The sequence below is a fragment of the Streptomyces sp. NPDC058092 genome (assembly GCF_042884935.1).
GTDB lineage: Bacteria > Actinomycetota > Actinomycetes > Streptomycetales > Streptomycetaceae > Streptomyces.
Window position 1 is genome coordinate 178,695 of record NZ_JBHVSY010000006.1, and the last position, 25,499, is coordinate 204,193.

Annotated in this window: 16 protein-coding genes and 1 pseudogene; 8 read left to right on the plus strand and 9 right to left on the minus strand. The window is 67.3% G+C overall.

The features are described 5' to 3' along the window. Positions 1 to 21 precede the first annotated feature (21 nt). Positions 22 to 1,182: a protein kinase gene (locus ACFVV1_RS12675; RefSeq protein ID WP_389988717.1), complete on the minus strand. Its 1,161-nt coding sequence runs from the start codon at positions 1,180 to 1,182 to the stop codon at positions 22 to 24. A gap of 837 nt (positions 1,183 to 2,019) precedes the next feature. Between ACFVV1_RS12675 and ACFVV1_RS12680 the strand changes: the two genes are divergently transcribed. The 4 genes from ACFVV1_RS12680 to ACFVV1_RS12695 all read left to right on the plus strand — a co-directional run bounded on the left by ACFVV1_RS12680 (position 2,020) and on the right by ACFVV1_RS12695 (position 5,964). After that, positions 2,020 to 2,967 (plus strand): RimK family alpha-L-glutamate ligase, encoded by a 948-nt coding sequence (locus ACFVV1_RS12680; protein ID WP_389988720.1) that lies wholly within the window; start codon positions 2,020 to 2,022, stop codon positions 2,965 to 2,967. Between the two features lie 65 nt (positions 2,968 to 3,032). Next, positions 3,033 to 3,611 carry an IS607 family transposase gene (locus tag ACFVV1_RS12685; protein ID WP_389988723.1) on the plus strand — a complete coding sequence of 193 codons (579 nt, stop codon included), beginning with the start codon at positions 3,033 to 3,035 and terminating at the stop codon, positions 3,609 to 3,611. Then, on the plus strand, positions 3,608 to 5,065 hold the full coding sequence (gene tnpB, locus ACFVV1_RS12690; RefSeq protein WP_389988726.1) for an IS607 family element RNA-guided endonuclease TnpB: 1,458 nt from the start codon (positions 3,608 to 3,610) through the stop codon (positions 5,063 to 5,065). Before ACFVV1_RS12685 ends, tnpB begins: the two co-directional genes overlap by 4 nt. 50 nt (positions 5,066 to 5,115) lie before the next feature. Beyond that, the gene (locus tag ACFVV1_RS12695; RefSeq protein WP_389988729.1) at positions 5,116 to 5,964 is read left to right on the plus strand and encodes a RimK family alpha-L-glutamate ligase; all 849 of its coding nucleotides are present in this window, start codon (positions 5,116 to 5,118) and stop codon (positions 5,962 to 5,964) included. Here ACFVV1_RS12695 and ACFVV1_RS12700 read toward each other — a convergent pair. From ACFVV1_RS12700 to ACFVV1_RS12710, 3 genes are all read right to left on the minus strand, one after another. Further along, positions 5,952 to 8,099, minus strand: coding sequence for a UvrD-helicase domain-containing protein (locus ACFVV1_RS12700; protein ID WP_389988732.1), 2,148 nt, complete (start codon positions 8,097 to 8,099; stop codon positions 5,952 to 5,954). The genes ACFVV1_RS12695 and ACFVV1_RS12700 overlap by 13 nt on opposite strands. 45 nt (positions 8,100 to 8,144) lie before the next feature. Further along, positions 8,145 to 9,737 (minus strand): serine/threonine-protein kinase, encoded by a 1,593-nt coding sequence (locus ACFVV1_RS12705; protein WP_389988736.1) that lies wholly within the window; start codon positions 9,735 to 9,737, stop codon positions 8,145 to 8,147. A 178-nt stretch (positions 9,738 to 9,915) separates the two neighbouring features. Then, positions 9,916 to 10,407 carry an ATP-binding protein gene (locus ACFVV1_RS12710; RefSeq protein ID WP_389988739.1) on the minus strand — a complete coding sequence of 164 codons (492 nt, stop codon included), beginning with the start codon at positions 10,405 to 10,407 and terminating at the stop codon, positions 9,916 to 9,918. 531 nt (positions 10,408 to 10,938) lie between these two features. On the opposite strand from ACFVV1_RS12710, the gene ACFVV1_RS12715 reads away from it, so the two are divergent. Beyond that, entirely contained in the window at positions 10,939 to 14,484 is a 3,546-nt protein-coding gene (locus tag ACFVV1_RS12715; protein WP_389988742.1) for an AAA family ATPase, read from the plus strand. 11 nt (positions 14,485 to 14,495) lie between these two features. Here ACFVV1_RS12715 and ACFVV1_RS12720 read toward each other — a convergent pair whose 3' ends face one another. Further along, entirely contained in the window at positions 14,496 to 14,795 is a 300-nt protein-coding gene (locus ACFVV1_RS12720) for an NIPSNAP family protein (protein ID WP_389988745.1), read from the minus strand. A gap of 391 nt (positions 14,796 to 15,186) precedes the next feature. Here ACFVV1_RS12720 and ACFVV1_RS12725 point away from each other — a divergent pair, with 391 nt between their 5' ends. Continuing rightward, positions 15,187 to 17,325 (plus strand): AIPR family protein, encoded by a 2,139-nt coding sequence (locus ACFVV1_RS12725; RefSeq protein ID WP_389988748.1) that lies wholly within the window; start codon positions 15,187 to 15,189, stop codon positions 17,323 to 17,325. 17 nt (positions 17,326 to 17,342) lie between these two features. On the opposite strand, the pseudogene ACFVV1_RS12730 reads toward ACFVV1_RS12725, so the two are convergent. After that, positions 17,343 to 17,564: pseudogene (locus ACFVV1_RS12730) on the minus strand (ATP-binding protein); the annotation flags it as partial. A gap of 118 nt (positions 17,565 to 17,682) precedes the next feature. On the opposite strand from ACFVV1_RS12730, the gene ACFVV1_RS12735 reads away from it, so the two are divergent. Together ACFVV1_RS12735 and ACFVV1_RS12740 are read left to right on the plus strand one after the other, a co-directional pair. Further along, positions 17,683 to 18,576, plus strand: coding sequence for a helix-turn-helix domain-containing protein (locus ACFVV1_RS12735; RefSeq protein WP_389989077.1), 894 nt, complete (start codon positions 17,683 to 17,685; stop codon positions 18,574 to 18,576). Positions 18,577 to 18,596: 20 nt separating this feature from the next. Next, the gene (locus ACFVV1_RS12740; protein WP_389988751.1) at positions 18,597 to 18,827 is read left to right on the plus strand and encodes a DUF397 domain-containing protein; all 231 of its coding nucleotides are present in this window, start codon (positions 18,597 to 18,599) and stop codon (positions 18,825 to 18,827) included. A gap of 74 nt (positions 18,828 to 18,901) precedes the next feature. Here ACFVV1_RS12740 and ACFVV1_RS12745 read toward each other — a convergent pair whose 3' ends face one another. From ACFVV1_RS12745 to ACFVV1_RS12755, 3 genes are read right to left on the minus strand one after another with little or no spacing between them, the layout of a single operon-like run. Next, a complete protein-coding gene (locus tag ACFVV1_RS12745) occupies positions 18,902 to 22,084 on the minus strand; it encodes a type I restriction endonuclease subunit R (protein WP_389988754.1) in 3,183 nt (1,060 codons plus the stop codon). Next, positions 22,081 to 23,379: a restriction endonuclease subunit S gene (locus ACFVV1_RS12750; protein WP_389988757.1), complete on the minus strand. Its 1,299-nt coding sequence runs from the start codon at positions 23,377 to 23,379 to the stop codon at positions 22,081 to 22,083. The genes ACFVV1_RS12745 and ACFVV1_RS12750 overlap by 4 nt, the downstream gene beginning before the upstream one ends. Then, positions 23,376 to 25,490: an N-6 DNA methylase gene (locus ACFVV1_RS12755; protein ID WP_389988760.1), complete on the minus strand. Its 2,115-nt coding sequence runs from the start codon at positions 25,488 to 25,490 to the stop codon at positions 23,376 to 23,378. The genes ACFVV1_RS12750 and ACFVV1_RS12755 overlap by 4 nt, the downstream gene beginning before the upstream one ends. Positions 25,491 to 25,499 lie beyond the last annotated feature (9 nt).

Sequence of the window (25,499 nt, forward strand, 5' to 3'; positions counted from 1 at the left end):
GCCGTGCCGTGTCGGCGCCGGTCAGAACGGAGTCTTCGCGGCGTAGGCCTTGCGCAGCTGCTCGGCGGTCCTGCGGGCCTGGGCGGAGTGGCGCAGGGTGTGGGGGGCGGGTGCGCGGCGGCGGGGATCGGGGCGCCCGGGCGCGGGCTGTGGTTCCTTCGCGGTGGGTGTGGGGGCTTCCACCGTGGGTGCCGGTGGTAGCGGACGTTCAGGTGTGGGCTCGGCCGTCACCGTGCGGAGGTCGGCGAACGGCAGCGTCGGCGGCACCGTGGGCGCGGGCTCGGGGCTGATGTCCTGCGGGGCGGTGGCCGCGGTGTACGCGGTCAGCTTGCGGCGGGCCTGGGCGACCTTCATTCCCTGGGCCTCGATGACCGCCCTGCACTGGCTGACCACCTCGGTGAGCGAGGGGCGGTCCGACGGGTTCTGGGCGAGCATCGCCGTGAGCAGCGGGATCAGCTCGGCCGGTAGACCGCTGAGGTCGGGGGCCGTGTTCGGGTCGGTCGTGAGGTGGAAGACCATGAAGGGCGTGGCTGCCTGGTACGGGTAGTGCTCGCCGGCCGCGTACAGGAGTACCGCGCCGAGCGCGTACACGTCGACCGCACCGGTAAGCGGTTTGACGCCCGCAGCTTGTTCCGGGGCCATGCATACAGGGGTGCCCACCACGTGGTTGGGAGCGGTGAGAGACACGTTCGACTCGGCGAAGACGGCCAGCCCGAAGTCGATGATCTTGGGACCGTTGGGGCCGAGCAGGATGTTCGCGGGTTTGAGGTCGCGGTGCAGCAGCCCCTGCGTGTGCACGGTGGCCAGCGCCTCGGCGAGCGTCGCGCCCAGCGAAGCGACGAGGAGGGACGGCAGAGGACCGTGCATCGTGACGTGCTTGCCCAGGTCGGGGCCGTCCACATACTCGGTCGCCAGCCACGGCTGTTCCGCCTCGGGGTCCGCGCCGAGGAAGGCTGCGATGCGCGGACCCCAGACAGTCTTGAGGACCTCGACCTCCTGCGCGAACCGCTGCCGCGATTCGGAGTCCACCACCGTCGGCTTGATCACTTTCACGGCAGCCGGCTCGCCGCTCTGCGATTCACCGAGGAAGACCTGCCCCATTCCTCCGTGACCGATCCGTCCGAGCAGGTCGAACCCGCCGAGTTTCGATGGGTCCTCGGGGCTGAGGGGAGTGGTCTGCACGGCGGTCCTCGGTCCTCGTCGTCAGTCGGCCCGTGTCGTCGTCATGGCGGGCCTGATCAGGCGGATTGTCCGTATGTCCGCATGGATACGGTAATGGATCGGCGGGCATGGGGAGCCTGATTCCTCAGGGTGGAGCTGTTCATGGGCTGTCTGGATCCTGGCCTTGATTGTGAACTTAGTCAATTTGTGCGACGTGGTCGATTTTCATTTCCGATAGAGGGTTCTGGTCGATGACGCGCCGCGGCCCTGGCGCTCCAGCTCTTGTCGCAGGCCCCGCTGCCTGGTCTTGCTGCACCGCGGGCGCCGCGGTGATCCGCAACGAGGTCCGCGGATCGGCTCGGGCCGGCCTCCTCTCCGGTCAGCCGCCGGGTGCTGGTCGCGACGATGGCGCTCATGGTGGTCGGCTGCGTGGTCTCCGCGCCGGCACAGAACGTGCCGATGCTGTTCGTCGGCCGCATCATCCAGGGAGTGCGCTGACGGAGACGGTGAGGATCCCGGTGAACCGTCGACAGCACTGACGGCCCCCTCGCCCAACCCATCCCTCTCGTGCCCCCGGGCGCGCCCGCGCGTAGGCCCGTACGCGCCGCGATGTCTGCCCCTCAAGACAGATCCGTACTCTGTGCCCTCGTGGCGGACCCGGTCGGTGCAATGCCATCCACTCCGTGGCCGCGCCCGACGGAGATCTGTTTGGATGAGGCAACGCACCATCAGTAACACCCGGTGGCGGTTGCTTTGGGGCGAGCGTGACGTAGCGTTGCCCCTTTGGTGGTGTTCGGAAGAGCACTGCAAGGCACCGTTGTGCCCTCATCAGTCATGCGGGTACCGAGGGGTATTGGGATGAAGCTCTGCTTCCTCGTCGAAGAGCTGTACCGGCATGACGGCATGCCGCTTGACGTGGTCCGACGACTGTCGTCGTGGGGACACCAGGTGGACGTGGTGCGCCCCGGCGGCTCACTACTGCGGATCTCGGAAGAGGTGCGGGCGGGGACCCATGACGCCTGGGTGCTCAAGACCGTGTCCGGCGGCCCCGGGCTGACCCTGCTGGAGGCCGCGGCGGCTGTGGGCCTTACCACGGTGAACGATGCGCGGTCGATCCGCGCGGTGCGCGACAAGGTCCTCACATCGGTCATCGCGCGACAGCACGGGCTACCGGTTCCGGTGACCTATTCGGCACCGAGGGCCACGCTGTTCGCGGATGTTCCCGACGAGCTCTTCCCCCTGGTGGTCAAGCCCGCCGACGGCAGCTCGGGGCGCGGGGTGCGGCTCGTGTCGGACCCCGGGCGGCTGGCGGAGACGGAGCAGGCGGGGGAGGGCCAACTCATCGCACAGCCCTACGTGTCCAACTCGGGCTCCGACCTGAAGGTCTACTGTCTCGCGGGCGAATTCCACGCGACCTTGCGCCGCTCCCCGCTCCACCCGGACGGGCCGGTCGACGAGGGAGCCGTCCCCCTGCCCGTCGAGGTGGCCGCCGTGGCGGCGAAGGTGGGAGCGGTCTTCGGCCTCGATCTGTACGGCATCGACGTGGTGCTCGGCCCCGACGGCCCCGTGATCGTCGACATCAACGACTTCCCGAGCTTCCGTCAGGTCCCCGACGCCGTATCCCGGTTGGCCGGAGCCGTCCTCGACCTGGCGAGGACGGGCGGCGCTGCCAGGGCGGGCGTGTTCGCCCCCGCTCCGCGCATTCCCGCGCAGCAGCAAATCCCCCAGGGACGGCCTCTTCCGCACCCCGTCCCCGGCCCCGAAGCGGACATGCTGGCAGCCGTGCCGGGAGCCGCGCAGATATGAGGGTGAACAACAGTTCCCATTTCTTTCAGTGGATATAAGTCATCCTCGGTGAATATCCTGATGTTGTGAAGCTTTCCGAGTGGGCGGCGCGTAACGGCGTGCATTACCAGACCGCGTGGACCTGGGCGAAGGAGGGTCGTATGCCGGTCCCGGTCGTCCAGACGCCGTCGGGTACGTGGCTCGTGACCGAGTCGGTCCCGCAGGCTGCGGGACGGGTCGTGGCGTACTGCCGTGTCTCGTCCGGTGACCAGAATGCGGACCTGGAGCGCCAGGTCGCCCGGACCGTTCAAGGCGCAACGTCCCGGGGTCTCTCGGTCGCTGACGTGGTGACGGAGGTCGGCTCCGGCTTGAGCGGGCGCCGTCGCAAGCTGCACCGGCTGCTCGCCGACCCGGGTGTGGGGACGATCGTGGTCGAGCACCGTGACCGCCTCGCCCGGTTCGGCGTCGAGCATCTGGAGGCCGCCCTTTCGGCCTCGGGGCGGCGCCTGCTCGTCCTTGACCCGGCGGAGAGGGCCGACGATTTCGTACGGGATATCACCGAGGTCCTGACCTCGATGTGCGCTCGCCTGCACGGCCGGTGCTCCGCGAAGAGCCGCGCCGCCCGGGCAGTCGCCGTTGCCACCGGCCCGGAGGCGGCTGGATGAAGAAGTTCAAGTCCCGGCCCGGTTTCACCGTCCTCGCGTACAAGCTCGCGCTGGACCCGAACGCCACGGCCGGCCGCCACCTGCACTCGCACGCAGGTGCCGCGAGGGCAGCGTACAACTGGGCCGTCGAGTACGTCACCGCCGCGTGGTGGCAGCGCGGGGCCGAGCAGTCCTACGGCATTCCCGAGGACGAGCTGACACCGTGGCGGTCGTGGTCGCTGCCGTCGCTGCGGAAGGCGTTCAACGAGGACAAGCGCACCAACCCGCGTTTCGCCGACTGGTGGGAGGAGAACTCCAAAGAGGCATACAACACCGGCCTGGCAGGCGCGTCGGCGGCGTTCGACAACTACACGAAGTCGAAGAGCGGTAAGCGCAAGGGTCGCAAGATGGGCATCCCCCGCGTCAAATCGAAACGGAAAGCACGCCTGACCTGCCGGTTCACCACCGGGACGATTCGTATCGAGCCTGACGGACGCCACGTCACCCTGCCGAGGATCGGCCGCGTCCGCCTCCACGAGAGCGCCTCCCGCCTGCGGGCCCTCGTCGATGCCGGGCACCTGCGGATCCTGTCTGCGACGGTGCGTCAGGACCGGGGCCGCTGGTTCGTGTCGTTGCAGGTCGAGGAGAAGCATCAGCTGGTGAAGGTCGCCCGCCCGGACGCGGCGGTCGGTATCGACCTCGGCATCAAGACCCTCGCCGTCCTCGCGGACAGCGACGGTTTCCTCGCTACGGAACCCAACCCACGCCACCTCGACCGCGCGCAGAAGCAGCTGCGCCGCGCCAGTCGTGTCGTCTCACGTCGCCAGGGCCCCGACCGGCGCACCGGTCGGCAGGCATCGAAGCGCTGGGAGCAGGCGAACCGGGCGCGGAACAAGGTGCACCACCGGGTCGCGAATCTCCGCGAGGACACCCTCCACAAGATGACGACCCGCCTCGCCTCCGAGTACGGCACGATCTTCATCGAAGACCTCAATGTGGCCGGAATGGGCCGCAACCGGCGCCTGTCCCGCCGGGTCGCGGATGCCGCGTTCGGCGAGATCCGACGCCAGCTCACCTACAAGACCCGTCGGCACGGCACGCGACTCGTCGTTGCCGGCCGCTGGTTCCCCTCCTCGAAGACCTGCTCGCGCTGCGGTGCGGTGAAAGCCAAGCTGCCCCTCAGCATGCGCGTCTTCGAGTGTGACAACTGCGGCCTTGTCATCGACCGGGACGCAAACGCCGGACACAACCTGGTCGCTCTCGCGGCCCGCACAACAGGTACCGGAGTGGCCGGAGAACTGGACCCCGCCAAGGCGGAGTTGAAGCCCCGTGGAGCCGACCGCAAGACCCGCAGCACCCGCCCGCGCCGCAAGGCCGGGACGGGGCGGGCAGGCGGCACAATCCCCAGCCCCCGGGCCGGGAAAGAAACGGGAGACCGTCAACAAGCCACCAGAGCACAACTCGCGCTCTGGTGACCCGTTACGGACCATCCCAGCGGAAACGCCGGGATTGCCGAGATCACTCGGTGATCAAAGCAACGGTGTGTCTGCTGACCGACAAGCCAAATCATCCATTGCTCGCCGCAGCTTCTTCCGCACTGGTCGAGGCAGAGCACCGGGTGACGTTCCTGAACCCGGACACCGGAACCGAATCCCCGTCGGAACTGGTGTCCCCGGACGATCTCGCCGACGTCTACCTCCTCAAGGCTCATACCCCCCGGGCACTGGCGCTGGCCCGCTTCCTCGAAGCACACGGCGCCCGGGTGGTGAACTCCGCCGCCGCGACGGAGCTGTGCCAGGACAGGAGCCGGATCGCCGCCGTGGCGGAAGGCGCCGGCCTGCCGATGCCCCGGACAAGGACCCTGGACGCGCTGTCCGAAGCCCTCCACGGAGCGGAGCGGCCGGAGAGCGGCTATCCGCTCATGGTCAAGAGCCGCCACAGCCGGCGCGCGGACCTGGTCGCCCGCGTGGACGGTCCGGCCGAGCTCCGGGACCTTGCAGCCAAGTGGCCCGACGAGCCCGTCGTCCTGCAGGAGTTCGTCGCGAACAGCGGCTGGGACCACAAGCTGTGGGTGATCGCGGGGGAGGTGTTCGCGGGGGTGCGCCCCGCACCGGTGGGCGCCCCGCCGGACGGTGCGCAGTCTGCGCCACTGGTCCGTGACCTGCCGCAGGCCTGGACCGGACTCGCCCTCCACACGGGAGAGGCCTTCGGCCTGGATGTCTACGGTGTCGACCTGCTGGACCGCGAGGGGGCGCCCGTCGTCGTCGACATCAACGCCTTCCCGGGCATCCGCGGACCGAAGGGCGCCCCTGCGGCGCTGGCAGCCCTGGCACTGCGACGCCCCCGGCCCGGCCTTCCCGCCTACGAGGCCTGACACACCCCGGCCTCCACCAGGAACTCGCTCGGCGTGCCCGACCACGACACATGCAGCCCGTCCCGGGCCCGCGTGCACGCGACGAACAGCAGGCAGCGTTCCGCCAGCAGGTCCGACTCGTGCTGGAGCCGGTCGATGTCGGCCGGGGTCACCGCACGCGGGTACGGCAGCGCACCGTCGCTCACACCGATGACCGCGACGCACCGGAACTCCAGCCCCTTGAAGGAGTGCATGGTGCCGACCTGTACGGCGTCCGCGTCGGAAGGCGCGTCGCCCCGCAGGCGTGCGACAGGGACGCCCGCGGCCCTGAGCCGCTGCACCGCCTTGTCGCAGTTCTTGTTGAACCGGGCGCTGACCCCGATCTCACCCGGGGAGATCCCGCTGTCGAGCCAACCACGGACGCGTACGACGAGCGCGTCCAGCTCGGCTTCCTCGGTGTCCGCCCCGTGCGCTTCGGGCCCCTTGCCGTGCAGGGCCGAGCGGTAGCCCAGCAGGGTCTCGTTCGCCGCGTCGTCCGCCAACTGCTCGAAGGGCCTGCCGACGAGCAGCGCGGTGGACCAGGAGAGGATCTCGTGCGTGGAACGGTAGTTCTTGCGCATCTTCGCCGACCGGCCGGCCACCTTGATCCCGACGGCTTTCAGCGACACCTTCGAGTCGTAAATACGCTGATGGGGGTCGCCCGCGATGAACAGGTCGTCGGGACGGGCCGGAGCCGCCGCACGCAACAGCCGCCACTGCGCGGGGTGCAGGTCCTGCGCCTCGTCGACGACCACATGCCGGTAACGCGGGCCATCGGCCTCCAGCAGATCCGCGGCCTCCACACACGTGCCGAGGTAGGTGCGGAGCCCGTCGGCGCCGAGCCGATCACTGAACTCCTCGATCGTGCGCCACACCAGCGCGCGGGCCGACGCGGGCAGCCCGCTGCCGCGTCCGCGCCGCTCGCAGTCCTCGTACTCCTTCAAGGTCCGCAGATTCTGCGCGAGGACGACGTGCTTGTACTCCTGCCCGAGGAACTGCGCCGTGCCGGTGAACCCGGTGGCCTCCGCGGCCTGCGCCCACCGCGTCTCCTCCTCGCCGCCCCGGAGCGGCCGCCGAGAGGTGGACACGACGCGGCCCGCGAACGCGTCGACGGTCATGATGTCCACCCGGTCCCGCAGCGCCTCGTCCTCCACCAGGGTGGCGAGCCCGGTCCGCAGCGCGCCCACCAGGGCGTTGGTGTACGTGGTCAGCAGAATGCGGTCGCCGTCACGCAGATACCCCAGCAGATGGCGCACCCGGTGCAGCGCGACGACGGTCTTGCCGGTCCCGGGACCGCCGGTGACCTGTGCGGGCCCGGAGTACGAGGCCCGGTAGGCGACCTTGTGCTGGGAGGGATGCAGAAAGACCCGCCAGGCCGCGAACGGCTTGTCGAGGATGTCGCGCAGCTCCTCGGACGCGGTGACGAGTGCGATCCGGGTACGGGTGCGGTGGATGGCGGTCGCGAAGTCGCCGGTGTCCACGGGCGTGGTGTCGGCGGGCGCGGCGGAGAGACTGACGGACACCACGTCCCGCCACACCTCCTCCACGGTGAAGCCCGCGGCGAGATATTCGAGGACTTCACGCTGGTCCTGCGGGAAGTACGGCGCGAAGACCTCCAGCTGTTCGAGGTCGGTGAGGGCGCGGGCCTGGCGCAGGGTGGTTTCGTCGATGCCGAGCGCCGTCAGGTCCCCGTCGGACACCTTCGCGAACAGCCGCCGGTCGGGAGCGGGCGCGATGCGCTCATAGGCGGGGGTGAGCTCGTCGAGCATCGCGATGTCGCGGATCTCGACGGCCCGGGTCACCGTGTTGATGCTGGCCTTCTGCTTGACGGCCCAGTCGATCGCCTTGTCGTGCGGCATCACGCGCAGCAGTACGTAGGTGTCGCCGCTGTCGGGTGCGAGGACGACACCCCGCGTCCCCTGGTCGATCCGGATGGTCCGGATATGAGGATCACGGGCGCGCTTCAAGCGCTCCAGCTTCAGCCCGGGATCCTTGAACAGCTGGTCCAGAGTGAGGCGTTCGAACTTCTCCCACGCGTCGAACACCCCCTGCTTGACACTGCCCTGGAGCTTGCCGAGCTGGGCGCAGAAACCGATGTCGAACGCGAGGTGGGGCATGGGGCGGACTCTCCCGGAAAGCGGACGGAACGGTGGAGACGGGGGTCAGGTGGCCGGACCGTCGAGATCGAGGCCGATCAGCGCCAGCGCCTCGCCGACCTCTTCGGTCATCTCGTCGCCGGGACCGAAGACCAGACACAGGTCGTCGTGCAACGGCCGAAGAATCCGATGGGCCTCGACCGCCTGCCCCTGGGCGAGCAGCAGCATCCCGATGTCGCGGCGCAGCTCGACGGCTTCCTCGCTGAGATCGCCGTCGACGCTCCGCACGACGTCGAGGAGGCCACGCAGCGCGGCGAGCGCGTCGGTGACCTGGCCGAGCTCGGCGCGGCATCGCGCGGCCTGGGCGCGGCAGGCGCGTGCCGGCTCGCCGGTGGGGCCGTCGGTGCGTGCGTAGGCGTCCGCCAGCGCATCGAACTCGGGCAGAGCAGCCCGGTAGTCTCCGCCGAGCAGCTGGATCGCGGCCCGGCGGGTCCGCAGCTCCAGGACCTTCCGGCTCTCCGCGCCGAGCGCACGGGCGGCGGGCTCGATGATCTCCCCGAGCACCTCGGCGGCCTGCGCGAACCGCTCCTCGTCCAGGAGCGCGTCGGAGTGCGCGTACGCCTCGTCGATCTCCGCACGCAACTGCGCGGGTACGGGAACAGGGGCGGCCTGTCCGGCAGCCGGATCAGCGGCCACGGGCGCGGACCGGCCCGAACCCGCACGGGCGCGGGGCGCGTACGGGTTGCGGAAGACCCCGGTCGGGTCCGGGGCTCCCGCCGGTCCGGCTTCACCGGGCCCGGGTATCCGGCCGGGCGGCGGCAGGAAGGGCCGCAGCCGCTCGTACACCTCCTGCACATCGGCGGGCCGTGCCTCGGGCGCCTTGAGCAGCAGATGCAGGACGAGGTCCTCCAGCTCCTGCGGCACCTCGGGACGCAGTACCCGCAGCGGAGTGGGAGCGGCGTTGACGTGCTGGTGCATCACCATGTACTCGCTGTCCGCCGTGAACAGCAGGCGTCCGCCGAGCAGTTCGTGCAGCACGCAGCCGAGCGCGTACAGGTCGGTCTGCGGAGTGGTCCGCCCGCCGCGCACCTGCTCGGGCGCCATGTACTGGTAGGTGCCGATGGGGGTGCCGGTCGCGGTCAGCTTGGTGACATCGGTTCGCAGGATCGCCGCGATCCCGAAGTCGAGGACCTTCACCGTCCCGTCGCGGGCGACCAGGATGTTGCTGGGCTTGAGGTCGCGGTGGATGACCGGCACCTCGTGCGCGTACGACAGCACGGTGGCGACCTGCGCCGCCACCGCCACCGCCCAACTGACCGGAAGCAGCCGCTCCGGGTGGATGTACGTGGACAGGGACACCCCGTCCACCAGCTCCATGACCAGGAACAGCCGCTCGTACGTGTCGTCGAGCACCGCGTCGTACACCTGGGGCACGCCGGGGTGCTGGATCCGCGCGGTGATACGGGCCTCACGGCGGAAGCGCTTGGCGAACTCCTCCGCCAGCTGCGCCGAGCCGCCGACGGCCTGCTGCCGGATCAGCTTCACCGCGACGGGCCGGTCGAGCACGGCGTCGTAGCCACGCCACACGTCTCCCATGCCGCCGTTGTCGAGCGGCTCCAGAAGCTCGTACCGACCCGCGATCGGCTGCTGCTGCGGCACATTGCCCCCGTGTGTGCGTGTGCTGGCCGGTGTGCACGGCCGGACCGGCTTTCGGCAGGGTGGAGGGCAAGTGTCCCTGGTGGAGCGATCTTCAGTCCAGTGGCGGGGGTACGGAGGCGCGCGGGGCGCCTCTTTCCGGTCACGGGTCACGGGTCACGAGTCACGGGTCACGGCCGGCCTACGGCGAGGGCGCCGCCAGGACGCTCGCGGAACACACGGCCCACACCGTCTTGCCCGGTCCGTCCGCGCACGGGTACCAGCCCCAGCGGTCCGCGAGCGCGGCCACCAGGAGCAGCCCGCGGCCTCCCTCTCCGCCACCGTCCAGGTTGTCCGACGGTTCGACGAGGGCGGGCACCTTCTCGCCGCGGGTGTCGGTGACCTCGACGCGCAGGGTGGTGCCCTCGGCGGACAGGCGCAGGCGAAAGTCGCGGCCGGGCACGAGGCCGTGGCTTACGGCGTTGGCGCTCAGCTCGGCGACGATCAGCGTCACCGTGTCGTGCGTGTCGCTGCCGTACGGGACGCCCCACGCGTCGAGCCGCTCGCCGGCCAGGCGCCGGGCGAGGCGGGCACCACGCGGCGTGGAGCTGAAGCGCATCGAGAAGTGGTGCCAGGGGAACCGAGATTGGGCGGTGCGGATGGGACGCATGGGGATTGGTGGATTGCTGGTCATGGCTCCACGGTGTCGTTCGGTGGCGTAGCGTGACCAGGGGTGACGCGCCGTCGCGGACTGCTTGTACGCGGGGGCGTTCGGCGTGTACGTGCGTGGGACAGGCGGTGGCGATGACGGTGACGCGGGGCGACGTGGACGCGGATATGGGGTCGGGCTCGGGTCCGGGGCAGGCTCGGGCTTGGAGTCCGGGAAGCGGCCGGAGGACGAACCGGGGGCGTGTGTTGCAGGACTGCTGGTTCATGCCCTCCTCATGGCGTGCGCTGCAGCGTTTGCCTTGACGCGATTGAGATCGACTTCCTTCGGTACAGCAATCTCTGATCCAGCAGAGGTGCGGTGCATGGGGAAGGCCGGGCAGCCTGAGCGATACATCCGAGCAGTTCTTGGCCCCGTTCGCACAGTGGCTTGTTTTGTCACGTGCTGTTGAGATCGACTTCTTCCGGTTCGATGATGTCCGTTGCTACCGGGGAGCGGGGGGCACGCTGTGCTGCGGAGAAATAACGACTCAACGGTCGGTGCGTCATGAGGCGGCGCATGCAGCTCGCGCTTCAGGTCATGCTGGTGCTTGTCGCCAGCTTGCTCGGCATCGTCACCAACTACGCCACTAACGTCAACGATGGCCCGTGGTTGTTACAGGTCATCCAACAGGCGTCCGTCCCCGCCATCGGCTTGCTGGTCGTCGCGATGGTGGTGGGCCAGGTCGTCGTGTACCGGCTGGAGAACCCGGCACCGCCGCAGGTCGACTGGCCGCGTGACCGGGTCCCGTACCCCGGACTCGACTCTTTCGCAGAGGATGAGGCGGCCGTGTTCTTCGGCCGGGAAGCGCTGGCTGCCGAACTCACACGCAGGCTGCACACTTCATCGGAAAGGCCCACCGATCGGTTTCTCGTACTCGTCGGCGCGTCCGGGAGCGGAAAGTCCTCGCTCGTCAGAGCCGGTGTGATGCCACGGCTGCGGGACCGCCGATGGACGCTCGTGCCCGCCTTCTCACCGGGGCCGAATCCGCTCGGTGCTCTGGCCTCGGCCATCGTGGCCGCAGGCGCAGGACAGGAACCTGTGAGTGCTGTCCTACGGCGCCTGCGTCAGGGGCCAGCAGCTCTTAAGGCAGAGTTGGCGCGTCTGCGCGGCGGCCGGTTCCGGCGTGTGCTCCTGGTGATCGACCAGTTCGAAGAGGTGGTCACCCTCGCCGGTGAACGGGAACGATCGCAATTCCTCGGCGCGCTGCGCTTCTGCGTGGAGCAGGACACGAATGTCCGCGTGCTGGCCACACTCAGAGTTGACTTTCTAGGTCGGCTGCTGGCCACGGGAGATGCCGAGATCTACCAACACCCCATCACCTTGGGTGCACTGGGGAGAAGCCAATTCGCGCAGGTGGTGGAGCGCCCCGCTGCGCTGGTGGACCTCTCCTTCGCCCCCGGCGTGGTGGACACCATCGTCGACGAAGCCGGCGCGGACGACGCCCTGCCGCTGCTCGCCTATCTCCTCCAGGAGCTCTACTTCGCATCCGGCCCGGGCGAGTCGGTCACCGAAGAGCTGTACCACAGCCTGGGCGGTGTGGCGGGTGCCCTTGCGCGGCAGGCGGATCACACGGTGGCCGAGCTCGGCCACGCTGACGGGATCGCCTTCGTACTGCAGGTCCTCCTCCGATTCGTCACGGTGCAAGGGCAGGAAGTCGCCCGCAAGCGAGTCCCGTTGTCCGAACTCACCGAACGGGAACGACACGTCGTCGACGCGTTCGTCGATGCACGGCTGTTGGTATCCGACGCACGTGGGGACGGTGCCTCCGGTCAGGAGGAGCCCTACGCGCAGGTGACGCACGAGGCACTGTTCCGACAGTGGGCTCCGCTACGCCAGGAGGTCGAATCACGCGTGGAGCAACTGCGCGAGCGGGCCGAGCTGGAACGGTGGGCCGAGGACTGGGAACACTCAGGCCGCAGCGAGGACTACCTCCTCACCGGCGAACGGCTCATTCTGGCCCAACGCTGGCTCACCGCACTAGAGGAATCAGGCATGGCATCGGAGCCGGTTCGCGTACTCGTGCTGTCCTCGCAGCGACGTGATCTGGCCTTTCTCCGCCGTGTGTCGGACGGCATCGGCCAGTACGCGCTCGGCAGCGCGGAAAGCCATCCGGAGCGGGCCATTCTCCTGTCCTTGGCCGCTCTCGGCGAATGCATGCCGACGCCCTCGGCCCGCCGCGGTCTCATGGCGGCGCTGGCCGCGAGTCATCTCCGTACTCGCATGGACGGGCACACGGACACGGTCCGGCACATCGCCTGGTCTCCGGACGGCCGGCGACTGGCCACCGCGTCACGTGACGGCAGCGCACGGGTCTTCGACGCCCGATCCGGGCAGTCGCTGCTCGTTCTGCCGTCCGATGGTGCAATGGTCGAGTCGGTCACCTGGTCGCCCGATTCCGCACACGTCGCGACGGCGGGACGGGAGCGAGTCGTACGGATTTGGGATGCCGTCTCCGGAGAGCCCGTCCGGTTGTTGACCGGAGCTGTGGACATCGTGAGGCAGGTGGCCTGGTCACCCGACGGAACGTACGTTGCCGCCAGTTCGAAGGACTGCGTCGTACGAGTGTGGGAAGCAGAAACGGGGCACCTCGTACACGAACTCTGTGGGCACCGGAACGACGCCTGGGGCGTTGCCTGGTCGCCGGACAGCAGCCGCCTCGCCTCGGCCTCACATGACCAGACTGCGCGCGTGTGGGACCTGTCCACTGGAAACGCCGTCGTCCTGGAGGGGCATACGGACTTCGTCGAAGGCGTCGCCTGGTCGCCGGACGGCCTCTCGATCGCCACTGGGTCCGGCGATCACACCGCCCGCATCTGGGATGCCCGGACCGGTGCATTGCGGCTGCTGCTGCGCGGCCACACCGACTACGTGTGGAACCTGGCCTGGTCCCCGGACAGCCGGGTACTCGCATCCGCGTCCTCCGACCACACCGTGCGCCTCGTCAGCGCCCAGGACGCGAAGGTGCTGGCCGTGCTGCGGGGCCACACCGACACGGTCTGGGGCGTGACATGGTCGCCCTCGGGCACTCAACTCGCCACGAGCTCGACCGACGGCACCGCGATCGTGTGGGACCTACGCCCACGGGGAGCGGAGGCCGTAGTGGCCGACGGACACTGCGGCCCGGTGAACCAGGCCGCTTGGTCCGCTGACGAGCTGACGATTGCCACGGCTTGTGACGACGCCACCGTACGACTCTGGCACGCGGGCGACGGGACTTCCGCCGGACAGCCGATGCGGTTCGATGACCGGGTCTGGAGCGTGGCGTGGTCGCCCCTGTCTCAGGACGGCAGGTTAGCGCTCAGCACGAACGACGGTGTCTTCCGCATCATGGACGACACAGGCACCACTCTGGTCGAGCAGCGGGGAGAAGTCGTTGAGGCGTGCGCCTGGTCACCGGACGGCCGCCGCATCGCCACCGGCGGACACGACGGCATCGTACGCGTGCGGGAGGCGGAATCCGGTACCGAGCTCACCGCTCTGACCGGCCACCAGGACTGGGTGGGCCGCATCTCCTGGTCTCCCGGTGGACGACTTCTTGCGAGCGCATCGGACGACCGCACTTGCCGCCTATGGGATGTTGCCGAGAGCCGGCAACTCACCGTCCTGCGAGGCCACGACAACTACGTGGACGACGTCGCCTGGGCCCCCGACGAACAGCGGGTCACCACTGCCTCCGGCGACTGGACCGTGGCGGTGTGGGATGTTGCCACGGGCCGCCGTATCGATGTGTTCAAGGGCCATGAAGGGCGTGTCCGCTGCGTTGCCTGGTCTCCCGACGGCCGCTTTATCGCCAGCGGATCCGACGACCGGACGGTACGTGTCTGGTCCGCCAGCACGTTCGAGGAGGTCGCCATCGTCGGCGTTCACCAGGACAAGGTGTCATCGGTCACCTGGTCCCGTGACAGCGCTCGGCTGCTCACCGCCTCTTTCGACGGAACAGCCCGCATCTGGTCAGCCGACCCGGACTACGACCGGCTCGAAGCCCATGCCCGGGGACGCGTCTTCCGGTCCCTTGACGAGGATGAACGGCGGCGGCATCTGTTGCCACTTGCAGGGACGTAGCCGGACCGGCCTCAGTACCGCTCTTCCACCGTCCGGTCGTCGGTGCTCACCAGATAGTCGTCCGGATCAAGGTCCATCGCCTTGCGGGCGGGCGACGACCAGTAGATCGCGTTGCGCTCCGCGAATGTTTCGGGACCTTCGTAGGAGATCAGCCACACGAACCGGTTGCGCTCCCGGTCGACCCAGGCCCCACCGATCGTGAACCCCAGTTCCAGGCGCAGCGGTACGATCTCCGCGCGCCACCGTTCCACCCATTTGTCCAGCATGCCGTCACGAACGGTGTAGGTGCGGAGTTGCGTGGTCCTGGCCATGGGGGGTGTGCCTTTCCGGTGGGACTCGGTGATGGTATGCGCCCGATGCGACGCGGCACGGCAACGAATATCTTCCTCGGTCTTCTCCTCCAAGAATCACCGCATGGTCTCGCACGGGACGATGTGTCGATCGTAGCTGCGGACGGTTGGCTCCAGGGCTGGATACTGGTCGGGTACCAACGTCACGACAGAGGCGCCTGAGCAGATGGGCCTCGGATGTGGGGTCTCGGCCCACGCAGCCGAGCGACACCCGCGCTGTAGGCCCGGATGCCTGGCATTGCCTGTTCCGTGCATGTAGCAACCCACGTAAGCGACTTCGAGCCATTTCGATCCTGGCGTGGTGTTACCTACTATGTGTCAGGTGACAAGTCGAGCGGTACCGGGGGATGACATGGACGACGCAGAGCGCAGGCACGCCACAACTCCGATTCGCGTCCACCAGATTCGTACCGCGCTGATGGAGCAGTACGTCGGTCTCATCTATGACGAAGACCTCAAGTCGTATGACCAGCGGGGGTACGACCAGCGGTTTCTGTCTCGAGCACTCACCGCTGCGGCCATTCGTGTTGTCACCGGATGCGACCACAAGACCGCAGGTCGTTCGGTCATTGACGGCGAACTTGACCAGGGCATCGATGGTGTGGCCGTGACCGACGGTACACAGGAGGTCTGGCTCGTCCAGGCCAAGTGGAGTGACGAAGGCAAGGGCAAGTTCAACACCGACGCCGCCCACAAGTTCATCCATGGTCTTCGCCTCATCGAGCAGCGCAGCTTCGACCGCTTCAACGACCGACTTGATCCGATTGTTGCCCGGGTGAACTCCGCCATGCATGATGCCCGGTTGAAGGTCACCCTGGTGATCGCGGTGATGGGAATGGGAACGCTCAGCGACGAGGTTGTCGCCATCCTCGAAGATGCCCGCAAGGAGTTCAACGGGCTCGGCCCTGTCTTGGACTACCGTGTGGTCAACGCTGCGGACGTACTGCGGCAGATTCGTGAGGACCTCGCTCCCGAGCCGGTGCGGGTCACTGTGCGCATGACGAACTGGCTCAAGCGGAACACGCCCCTTGTTGCCTATCAGGGGACGGTTCCAGCAAGCAACATTGCTGAGTGGTACGGGGATTACGAAGACCGTCTGTATTCGCAGAACCTTCGGCAGTCCCTGGGCACCACTCGGGTGAATTCGGGCATGCTCAACACGCTTGCTGAGGAGCCGGAGAATTTCTGGCTCTTCAATAACGGTGTTACGGTGCTTTGCGACGGGCTGGACGAAGACTGGCCCGGCCGACGCAGGCCGGACGAGCCGGTGCACCTACAGCTCAACGGTGTCAGCGTGGTCAACGGAGCGCAGACCGTGAGCGCCGCGCATCGAGCGATGCAGTCGTCCGCGGATACCGTCGAAGATGCCGAAGTTACTGTCAAGGTCATCGTTGTCGGTGAGAACATGCCGGACTTTGCGCGGCGGATCACAGAGACAACCAACACCCAGAACCATGTGGAGCAACGCGACTTCATCGCCCTGGACGAGGTCCAGGCGATGATCCGGGAGGATTTCGCGCTGTCACTTCAAAAGTCGTACGTGTACAAGCGTGGCGAGCCGGACCCCGCTCCAGAAGAGGGGTGTTCGGTGGTCCACTCTGCCATCGCCTTGGCGTGTGCGCATCACGGCACTGAACTCACCGTGCGTGCCAAGCGGGATACGGATCTGCTCTGGGAACGAGGAGCCGGCGGCGCCTACCCCCGGCTGTTCTCGGAGCGGCCGAGCGCCTTCCAGATCTGGCGGTCAGTGCTTGTTCACCGGGCGGTCGGTGCTGCGCTCAACGAGGAGCGTAAGAAGTTCCAGAAGCGTGCGGCAGACGTCGCCCAGCGAGGCGACCTGCTGATCACGCATCTGGTCTTCCAGCTCATTGAGCAGGACCGGATTGATGACCCTGACTACGACTGGGACAAGGTGCTCGCCGAGGTGCCTGCCCTGACTACGCGGGTCCTGTCTTGGCTGATCCACCACATCGACAGTGAATTCGGGCCGACGTCATTCCTCAGCGGGACCCTCACGGACGTGGCGCGTTGCAAGCAGCTCACGGCGCTGGTGCTCCGTGATGCGGAACGTGCAGGCGTCATCCCCGATCTACCCGCCGAGTATCGCCCCTCGAAAGCAGCCAGGCGCAAGACCCGTCGGCCCAACGCCGTGCCCACTCTTGTCGATCACGGGAAGATCGCGGATGGGACTCCCCTACGTCTGCGGCTGTGGAACAAGCCAGAGATTAATGCTCTCGAAGCATGGCTCGCCCAAGAACCTCAACGTAGTGAGGCGACGTGGGTCAATGACCGGTCGAAGTGCCTTCTGTGGGCGGGGGACAACCGGGCCTATTCGCCTACGCGCCTGGTCCTGCACATGTACGAACTCGCGGGCTGGGAGCAAGCCCCAGTCGCAGTCCAGGGTCCCGCCCGGTGGACTGTGGACGGAGGAGGCTTGACCCTCTCTGACATGGCACTGGCGCTCCTTGACGAACAGGCCGAGCAGGAGTGAGGGGCGTACTGCGGCTCGCGTACGGCGTTGGCGCTCAACTCGGCGACGATCAGCGTCAGCGTGTCGTGCGTGTCGCTGCCGTACGGGACGCCCCACGCGTCGAGCCGCTCGCCGGCCAGGCGCCGGGCGAGACGGGCACCGCGCGGCGTGGAGCTGAAGCGCATCGAGAAGTGGTGCCAGGGGAAACGGGGTTGGTTGGTGCGAAGGGGGCGCACAAGGAGTGGTGGATTGCCGGTCATGGCTCCACGGTGTCGTTTGGTGGCGTAGCGTGACCAGGGGTGACGCGCCGTCGCGGACTGCTTGTACGCGGAGGCGGTCTGCGTGTACGTACGTGGGTGCGTGAGACAGGCGGTGGCGATGACGGTGACACGGGGCGACGCGGACGAGGATACGGACGTGGAGTCGGGCTCGGGTGTTTCGGGTGCGGAAACCGGGAAGCGGCCGGAGGGCGAGCCGGGGTCCGGGGTGATGACCGCGTTCGGGCGGCAGCTGAAGTTGTTACGTCTGCGGGCAGGGCTGGACCGGACGGAGTTCGGGAAGCGGGTGGGCTACGCGGCCCAGTCCGTCGCGTCGTTCGAGCAGGGGCGGCGGATTCCGCAGCCAGCGTTCATCGACAAGGCGGACGCGGTGCTGGAGGCCGGCGGCTTGCTGCTGGCGTTGAAGGAGGAGGTTGCGCGGGCGCAGTATCCGCCGTTCTTCCGGGATATGGCGCGGCTGGAGGCGGAGGCGGTGGAACTGTGCGTGTACGACAGTCACATCGTCAACGGGCTCTTGCAGACCGAGGAATACATGCGGGCAGTACTCGCCATGCGGCGCCCGCTACTCGACGAGGAAACCATTGAGTTTCGTGTGGCTGCACGCCTCGCGAGACAGGAGATCTTCAGCCGCTGGCCAGCTCCCCTTCTGAGCTTCGTGGTGGAGGAAGGGGCACTGCGCAAGCTCCTCGGAGGCAAGCAGATCCTGCGTGGGCAGCTTGAGCAACTCTTGCTTTTCGGCCACATGCGCAATGTGGAGCTGCAGTTGATGCCGCTAGACCGAGAGGACAACGCAGGTGTGGACGGGCCGTACACCGTGATCACCCGCAAAGGCGGGGAGCAGCTCGTTTACATGGAGGTCCAGGGACGCAGCAACCTGCTGACCGATCGGGACGAGACGCGGCTGGCTGCAGCGCGCTATGGGATCATCCGGAGTCAGGCTCTCACTCCGCGAGAGACTCTGGGATTCATCGAGAAGTTGCTGGGAGATCTATGAACACCACCGATGCTCCTGCCATGCGGGAGCTGGCTTGGTTCAAGAGCAGCTACAGCGGGGCCGAAGGCGGTCAGTGCGTGGAGGTCGCCTGGCGCAAGAGCAGCTACAGCACCGGCAACGGCGGCGAATGCGTGGAGTTCGCCACTGCGGCCACGCACGTGCACATCCGCGACTCGAAGCAGCTCAGCGGCCCCATGCTGACCGTTGGGCCGGGCGCGTGGGTCGGATTCATCGGCCTCGTCGCCGGCTGAGGCACACAACGCCAAGAGGGTCCCGCCGCGCGCCGCACAGGCGTAGAGGCGGGACCCTCCCGTGTGCTGTGGGACTACTCGTCCACGCCCTCCTCGCGGCGGATCATCCGCCACGCCGCTCGGCGCGCGCTGCGGTCCAGGTTGGAGCGGAAGCTCTTGTCGGGGCCGAAGTACTGGCGGCCCATGCCGGCAGTGGCCTCGATATGGTCGGCCATGTTGTTGGCGAAGGCCCGGTCCCAGACCTTGCCGAAGTTGGCCTCGTCGTTGACGACGGCTGCCGCCCGAACCTTGGGGTCTTCCGTGGTCTTGTTGAACGGCTTGCGGACGTCCTCCTCGGTGAAGTCCGTGCCGAACTTGGCGTTGAACGCCTCGATCAGCTCCGACAGCAGCGACTTCTCCGCCTCCGCCGCGCCGCCTGATCCGTCACCGAAACCCGGGAGCGCGGTCGAGCCCTCGGGGGTGAGCGAGACGTCGTGCTCACCCGTCTTCTCGACGCGCAGGTGACTGAGGTCGATCTCGCCTATGTCGACGCTACCGTCGGCACGGCGGGGGAGCCGGTTGAGGAGGTAACGGCCGTAGAGGTGGAGGCGTTCCAGCTCGGCATCGCGGTACGGGACGATCTGGGCGAGGAAACCGTACTTACGCACATAGTCGTTGAGGTCCGCACGGAAGGCCTCCGCCGTCTCCACGTCGTCCTCCTCCTCGCTCTCCAGGAGTGGCGTGAAGCGGGCGACGGCGGGGGAGAGGAGCCGGTACAGCTCCGCGTGGAGCTTCTCCCACTTCGCCTGCGAACCGGCCGCCTTCTCCTTCGCCGCGAAGTACGCCGTAGCGAACTCGTCCATCTCCGACTCGGAGATGATCGGCGCCGACATCACCCGACTCTGCGCGGTGTAAAGGAGATTGGGCTCGGACGGGAGGGTGTTGGCCTCCTCGAAATACGGGCGGAACGCCTCCTGGATGTCCTCGGCGTCGTTTACGAAATCCAGGACCGCCAGGTCCGACTGGGTCTTGCGGTCGGCGGTGCGGTTGAGCCGGGAGAGGGTCTGCACGGCGGAGATACCGGTCAGCGTCTTGTTGACGTACATGGTCGTCAACAGCGGCTGGTCGAAGCCGGTCTGGTACTTCTCCGCGACCACCAGGATCTTGTACTCCTGCTGGCCCCGGCCGCCCGCGCCGACCGCCTTGTCGTCGGCGCGCGTGTACGCGAATGCCTTCGGCAGCGCGCTCTCCGCGATCCCGCCGTTCTCCTTCGGCTCGGTCGTCTCCTCGCCGTCGATCGTGAGCGAGCCGGAGAACGCCACCAAGACACCCAGGTCCGGGTACTTGGTGTCGTACTCCCGGTCCTTGATGTAGCTCTTGATCGCCCGCGCCATCTGTACGGCGGACTGCCGCGAGGCCGTCACCACCATGGACTTGGCGCGCCCGCCGAGCCGGCCGCGGGAGTGCGTCAGGAAGTGCTCGACGATCACCTGCGCGTGCTGGGAGACGGTGTGCTCGTGGGTGAGGGCGTACCGGGCGAGCAGGCTGTTGGCCTTCGAGGGGTCCACCTCGCGCTCGTCCCGATTCTGGTTCACCAGCTTCCAGTACGTGTTGTACGTGACGTAGTTCCGCAGCGGGTCGAGGATGAAGCCCTCCTCGATGGCCTGACGCATGGAGTAGGTGTGGAAGGGGCGGTAGGCCGCCTTGCCGTCCACGGTGTCTTCCGTGCCGAAGAGTTCGAGGGTCTTCGCCTTCGGGGTGGCGGTGAACGCGAAGTAGGAGAGATTCGCGGCCCGGGAACGCTCCGCGGCCTTCTGCTTCAGCTTCTCGTAGACGGTGACAGCGCTTGCGCCCTGGTCCTCCGAGTCGGCGTCCAGACCGAGGTCACGCAGGGCGGCCTTGACGGCGGTGGAGGCGTCGCCGGACTGGGAGGAGTGCGCCTCGTCGATGACGATGGCGAAATTCGTGCCCTTGATCTCCGTCGGGTTGCGCTCGATGTAGTCGATGAGCGCGGGGAACGAGTGAAGGGTGACGGTCACGATCTTGCCCGTGTCGCGGGAGAGCGCGCGGGCGAGCTGCTCGCTCTTCGAGCCGTGCTTCTCGTCCACCTTCACGACCAGGCCATCGGTCTGCGAGAAACTGCCGACCGTTTCACGGAGTTGGGCATCGAGGTTTCGGCGGTCCGTGATGACGATGACCTTGTCGAATACCGGCGCACCCGGCTTGATCCGGCCGGCCGACAACGCCTCCGGGTCGAGCGTGCGGGGGTCGGAGTCGGCATGGAGGTCGCTCAGGCGGTGAGCCAGCCAGCCGATGGTGTTCGACTTGCCGGAACCGGCCGAGGCCATGACGAGGTAGTTCTGGCCCACGCCGTGGGTCGCGGCATGGGTGGTGAGCTTCTTGACGACGTCCCACTGGTGGAAGCGCGGGAAGATCGTCGACTTGGTGGTCCCACCGCCGGGGGTCCGGGTCTTCTGCTGGTGCACGTAACGCTGAAGCAGTTCCAGCCAGTTGTCCCGCGCCCAGACCTGCTCCCACAGGTAGGAGGTGCAATACGTGCCGTACGCGGTGGGGTCCGGGTTCCCTGCGCCACCGGGCAGGCCCGCGCCGTTGGAACCGGTGTTGAAGGGCAGGAAACGGGTGTTCTTGCCCCGGAGCTGGGTGGCGACGAAGACGAGGTCCGGGTCGACCGCGAAGTTGGCGACGACGCGGCGGGTGAAGATCAGCTCGGTGGGATCGCGGTCGGTGCGGTACTGCTCCTTGGCGTCCTCGACGCCCTGCCGGGTCAGCGGGTTCTTCAACTCGGCGGTGGCGACGGGGATTCCGTTGAGGAACAGGGTCAGGTCGAGCTTGTTGCCCCAGTCGGCCTGCTTGGTCGCGTAGACGATTTCACGTACGACGGTGAGGTGGTTGGCCCGGTAGCCGTCGAGGACGGAGTCGTCGGCGACGAGATTCGGCTTGAAATAGGCCACCCGGAGGCGGACTCCCCGGTCCTTGACGCCGTTGCGGAGGACGTTGAGTAGGCCATCCTCGCTGATGGCCTTGTCCAGGCGCCGGGCGAAGCCGTGCTGGGCGTCGTTGACGTTGTTGCCGTAGACGGCGAGCAGTTCGTTCCACTCGTTGATCTGTGTCTCGCCGAGGAAGGTGAACAGCTCGTTGGTGTCCAGCCCGAGGTCGGCCTGATAGTCCTCGGGCCGCGCCTCACGCCAGCCGCGCTCGGTCATCGCGGCGACGATGGCGTCCCCGAAGGCGGACTCGTTGTGGATGGTGGGGCTCACGGGTGGACTCCGTCCGTTACGTTGCGGCCGCTGGCGGTGGAGACGTCGAATTGGCCGGTTACGGCCGCGGTGATGAGGGCCTGGCGGCGTTCGGCGAGCAGGTGACGTTGGCGCCTCAGAGATTGACTCGCGGCGTCGATTGCGTCGAGAGTTTTCTGGGCCTGCTGGGCAAGATTGTGTTGGTCGGCGATGTTTGGCAGGGGAATCGGGAAGCTGAGGATTTTACTGCTATTCGTCGAAGCGAGGTTAGTTGTCCTGGTTCCGGTGCTCTCGAAATAGCATCGCCCGTGAAGCGTGCGGGTCATTAGGGCCAGGTAGTCACCATCCAATCGGTCTGGTTCCGGCCGCAGTGCGAACACGTGATTCTGATGCAAGCACCCGGGAAGCTCTCCTCGCCAGACAGCGCCTCGTCCAAGTTTGTCCAGGTCGCCACCCTCGGTCATCAGGACATCGCCGGGGCGAAGCGTGCTTCGATTGGCGGTTTCTCGGGGGACGGTAATCTCAGTAACTGTTTCTAGGGTCACGCTCCCTGCTTGGACATTGGCGACTCGCAGGTAAGGGCGAGTCACCACGTCGCCTGAAACGTCGCGTTTGCCATCGACAGTCAGTCCGTTCTGCAAACGGCAGACGTAACCGAGACGGACGAGCGGTTGATCATTCGTGGCCCTCGGTAGCCATGTCCACGGCCAGAAACCCGAGGGGGAAGTCAGGATTCCCGGCAGCAGGACCTCAGACAGGGAGGCATAAGACCTCTCATTCAGGTTCAGTTCCTGGGCCTCGCGAAGGGCGACGAGCTTGTTGATGCGGGCGGTCTCGGCGTCGAGGAAGTCGGCAATGCGGCGCTGCTCGTCCGGCGCCGGGAGTGAGATCGGCAGGTTTCCGATCTCGGATGGATTGATCGCCGGGTAGCTCACCCCGGTGGAGCGGGATACGACCTCGTCGATGAACGGTTGTGAGAGGCAGTAGTGGCCGAGGAACCGACTGTTGACCTGCTGCTCGGCCTCCAGGATTGCGAATCCTGTAGAAAACACCAGATCGGACTCGTGCTCGGGAACGGTGGCGATGGCGCGCAGATAGGTTCGCACAGTCGATACGAGAATCGAACCAGGTGGCGCGATACGTCGCGCTCTGGAGGGTGCAGAAGAAAAAGTAGTGTCGTTGTCGGGTACGCTGACGTCTCCCGATCCGTCAACAGCGCTGATGTCGATGTACCGGAACTTGTAGTCTGGATCAGTGTCTTCGGGAATGGTGTGGCGATTGATTCGCGCTACATCCTTGATTCGGTGCGAGGTCATTCCGTGACCTCCCCAAGCAGTGTCTGGATCTCCGATTCCAAAGCCTTGAGTTCGGCATCGATCTCCGCCAACGGTCGCGGCGGCTCGTACACGTAGAAGTGCCGCGTGAACGGAATCTCGTACCCCACCTTCGTCTTCGTGTGGTCGATCCACGCGTCCGCTACGTGCGGGTGGACCTCCCGCTTCAGGTACTCCTCGACGTCCTCGCCCAGCGGCACGTTCTCGTAGTCCCGCAGCTCAGCGTCCGGTTCCGGCTGGCCCTTGATCTTCTGGACCTCACCCTCCGCGTCCCGTACGCCCACCGTGTCCCGCAGTGCCTTCGTGAACGGCGCACCGGTCGGGCCCTGCACGCCGGCTTCCGCCATCGCGTTCCGTACCGCCACCTGCGACTCGGACTTGGTCGCCCACTTCGAGCCCAACAGCGGGCTCAGCGCGTCCGCGAGCGGCTTCGCCTCGACCGCCGCTAGCTCCCGGAACGGCGCCTCCTCCTCATCCGTCAGCTTGCGCCGGGCCTTGGCCTTCGCCGCCAGTTCCGGCTCGCGCGGCAGGAAGCGCTCCTCCGCCCACTTCTGCACCGGCTTCGACGCGAGCAGCGACGCCAGCGTCTCGTCCGTCAGCTCGAACCGTAGCTTCAACGGCCGCTCCACCGTGATCCGCTGGTACCCGAACGCCGAGTTGTCGAAGACCTTCACCTTGCCGTGCAGCGGGTGTTCCGCATCAGCCGCAGCGGCCACCGCGTCCCCGTACAGGCGGGTGATGTCGGCGATGTGGTTGGGCTTGTTGCCGGTGCCGTCGCCGAGCTCCTTGCGCTTGTCACCCAGTGACTTGCGCATCTTCACCCACTGGTCGCGCGCGTCCAGCAGTACGACCTTGCCCTTGTGCTGGGCGTCCTTGCGGTTCGTCAAGATCCAGAAATAGGTCGAGATACCGGTGTTGTAGAAGAGTTGGTCCGGCAGCGCGACGATCGCCTCCAGCCAGTCGTTCTCCAGGATCCAGCGGCGGATCTCCGACTCACCCGAGCCGGCCGCGCCCGAGAAGAGCGGGGAGCCGTTGAAGACGACGGCGATGCGCGAGCCGCCCCCGCCCTTCACGTCCACCGGCTTCATCTTCGAGACCATGTGCTGGAGGAAGAGCAGCGAGCCGTCGCTGATACGGGGCAGGCCCACGCCGAAGCGGCCGGAGTCGCCGAGGTTCCTGTGCTCGTACTCGACCTCCTCCTGGACCTTCTTCCACGCCACGCCGAACGGCGGGTTGGCCAGCAGGTAGTCGAACTTCTCCCGCGCGTGGCCGTCGTCGGAGAAGGAGTTGCCGGAGGCGATGTTCTCCGGGTCCTGGCCCTTGATCATCAGGTCGGACCGGCAGATCGCCCAGGACTCCGGGTTGAGCTCCTGGCCGTACACCTCCACCGTGGCGTCCCTGTTGTACGCCTTGATGTGTTCCTCGGCAGCGCTGAGCATGCCGCCCGTGCCGCAGGCCGGGTCCAGGACCGTACGCACGACGCCGGGGATGCTGAGCGCGTCGCCGTCCGGGGCGATCAGCAGGTTGACCATCAGCTTGATGACTTCGCGCGGGGTGAAGTGCTCACCCGCGGTCTCGTTGGACTGCTCGGAGAAGCGGCGGATCAGCTCCTCGAAAATGTAGCCCATGTTGTGGTTGGACACGACCTCGGGACGCAGGTCCAGGTCGGTGAACCTGCCGATGACCTGGTAGAGCAGGTTCGCGTCATCGAGCTTGCGGACCTGCTGGGCGAACTCGTACTTCTCCAGGACCTCACGGGCGTTGGGTGAGAAACCCGCGATGTACACCTGAAGGTTGGCGGCGGCGTTGTCCGCATCGCCGGCGATCTTCTTGAGCGTCAAGCCGCTGGTGTTGTAGAAGGAGTGGCCCGAGGCCCGCGGAAGGAAGTAGTCCGGGTCGAGGTCCTGCTCCTCGCACCGGGCGGCCTCCTCCGCGACCTTGTCGCGCGTCGGCTCCAGGACGCACTCCAGGCGGCGCAGCACCGTGAACGGAAGGATGACCTTTCCGTAGTCCGACTGCTTGTAATCGCCGCGCAGAAGGTCGGCGACGGACCAGGCGTGGTTCGCCAGCTCCGTGTGCTTGCTGCTGTTCAAGGGATTCCC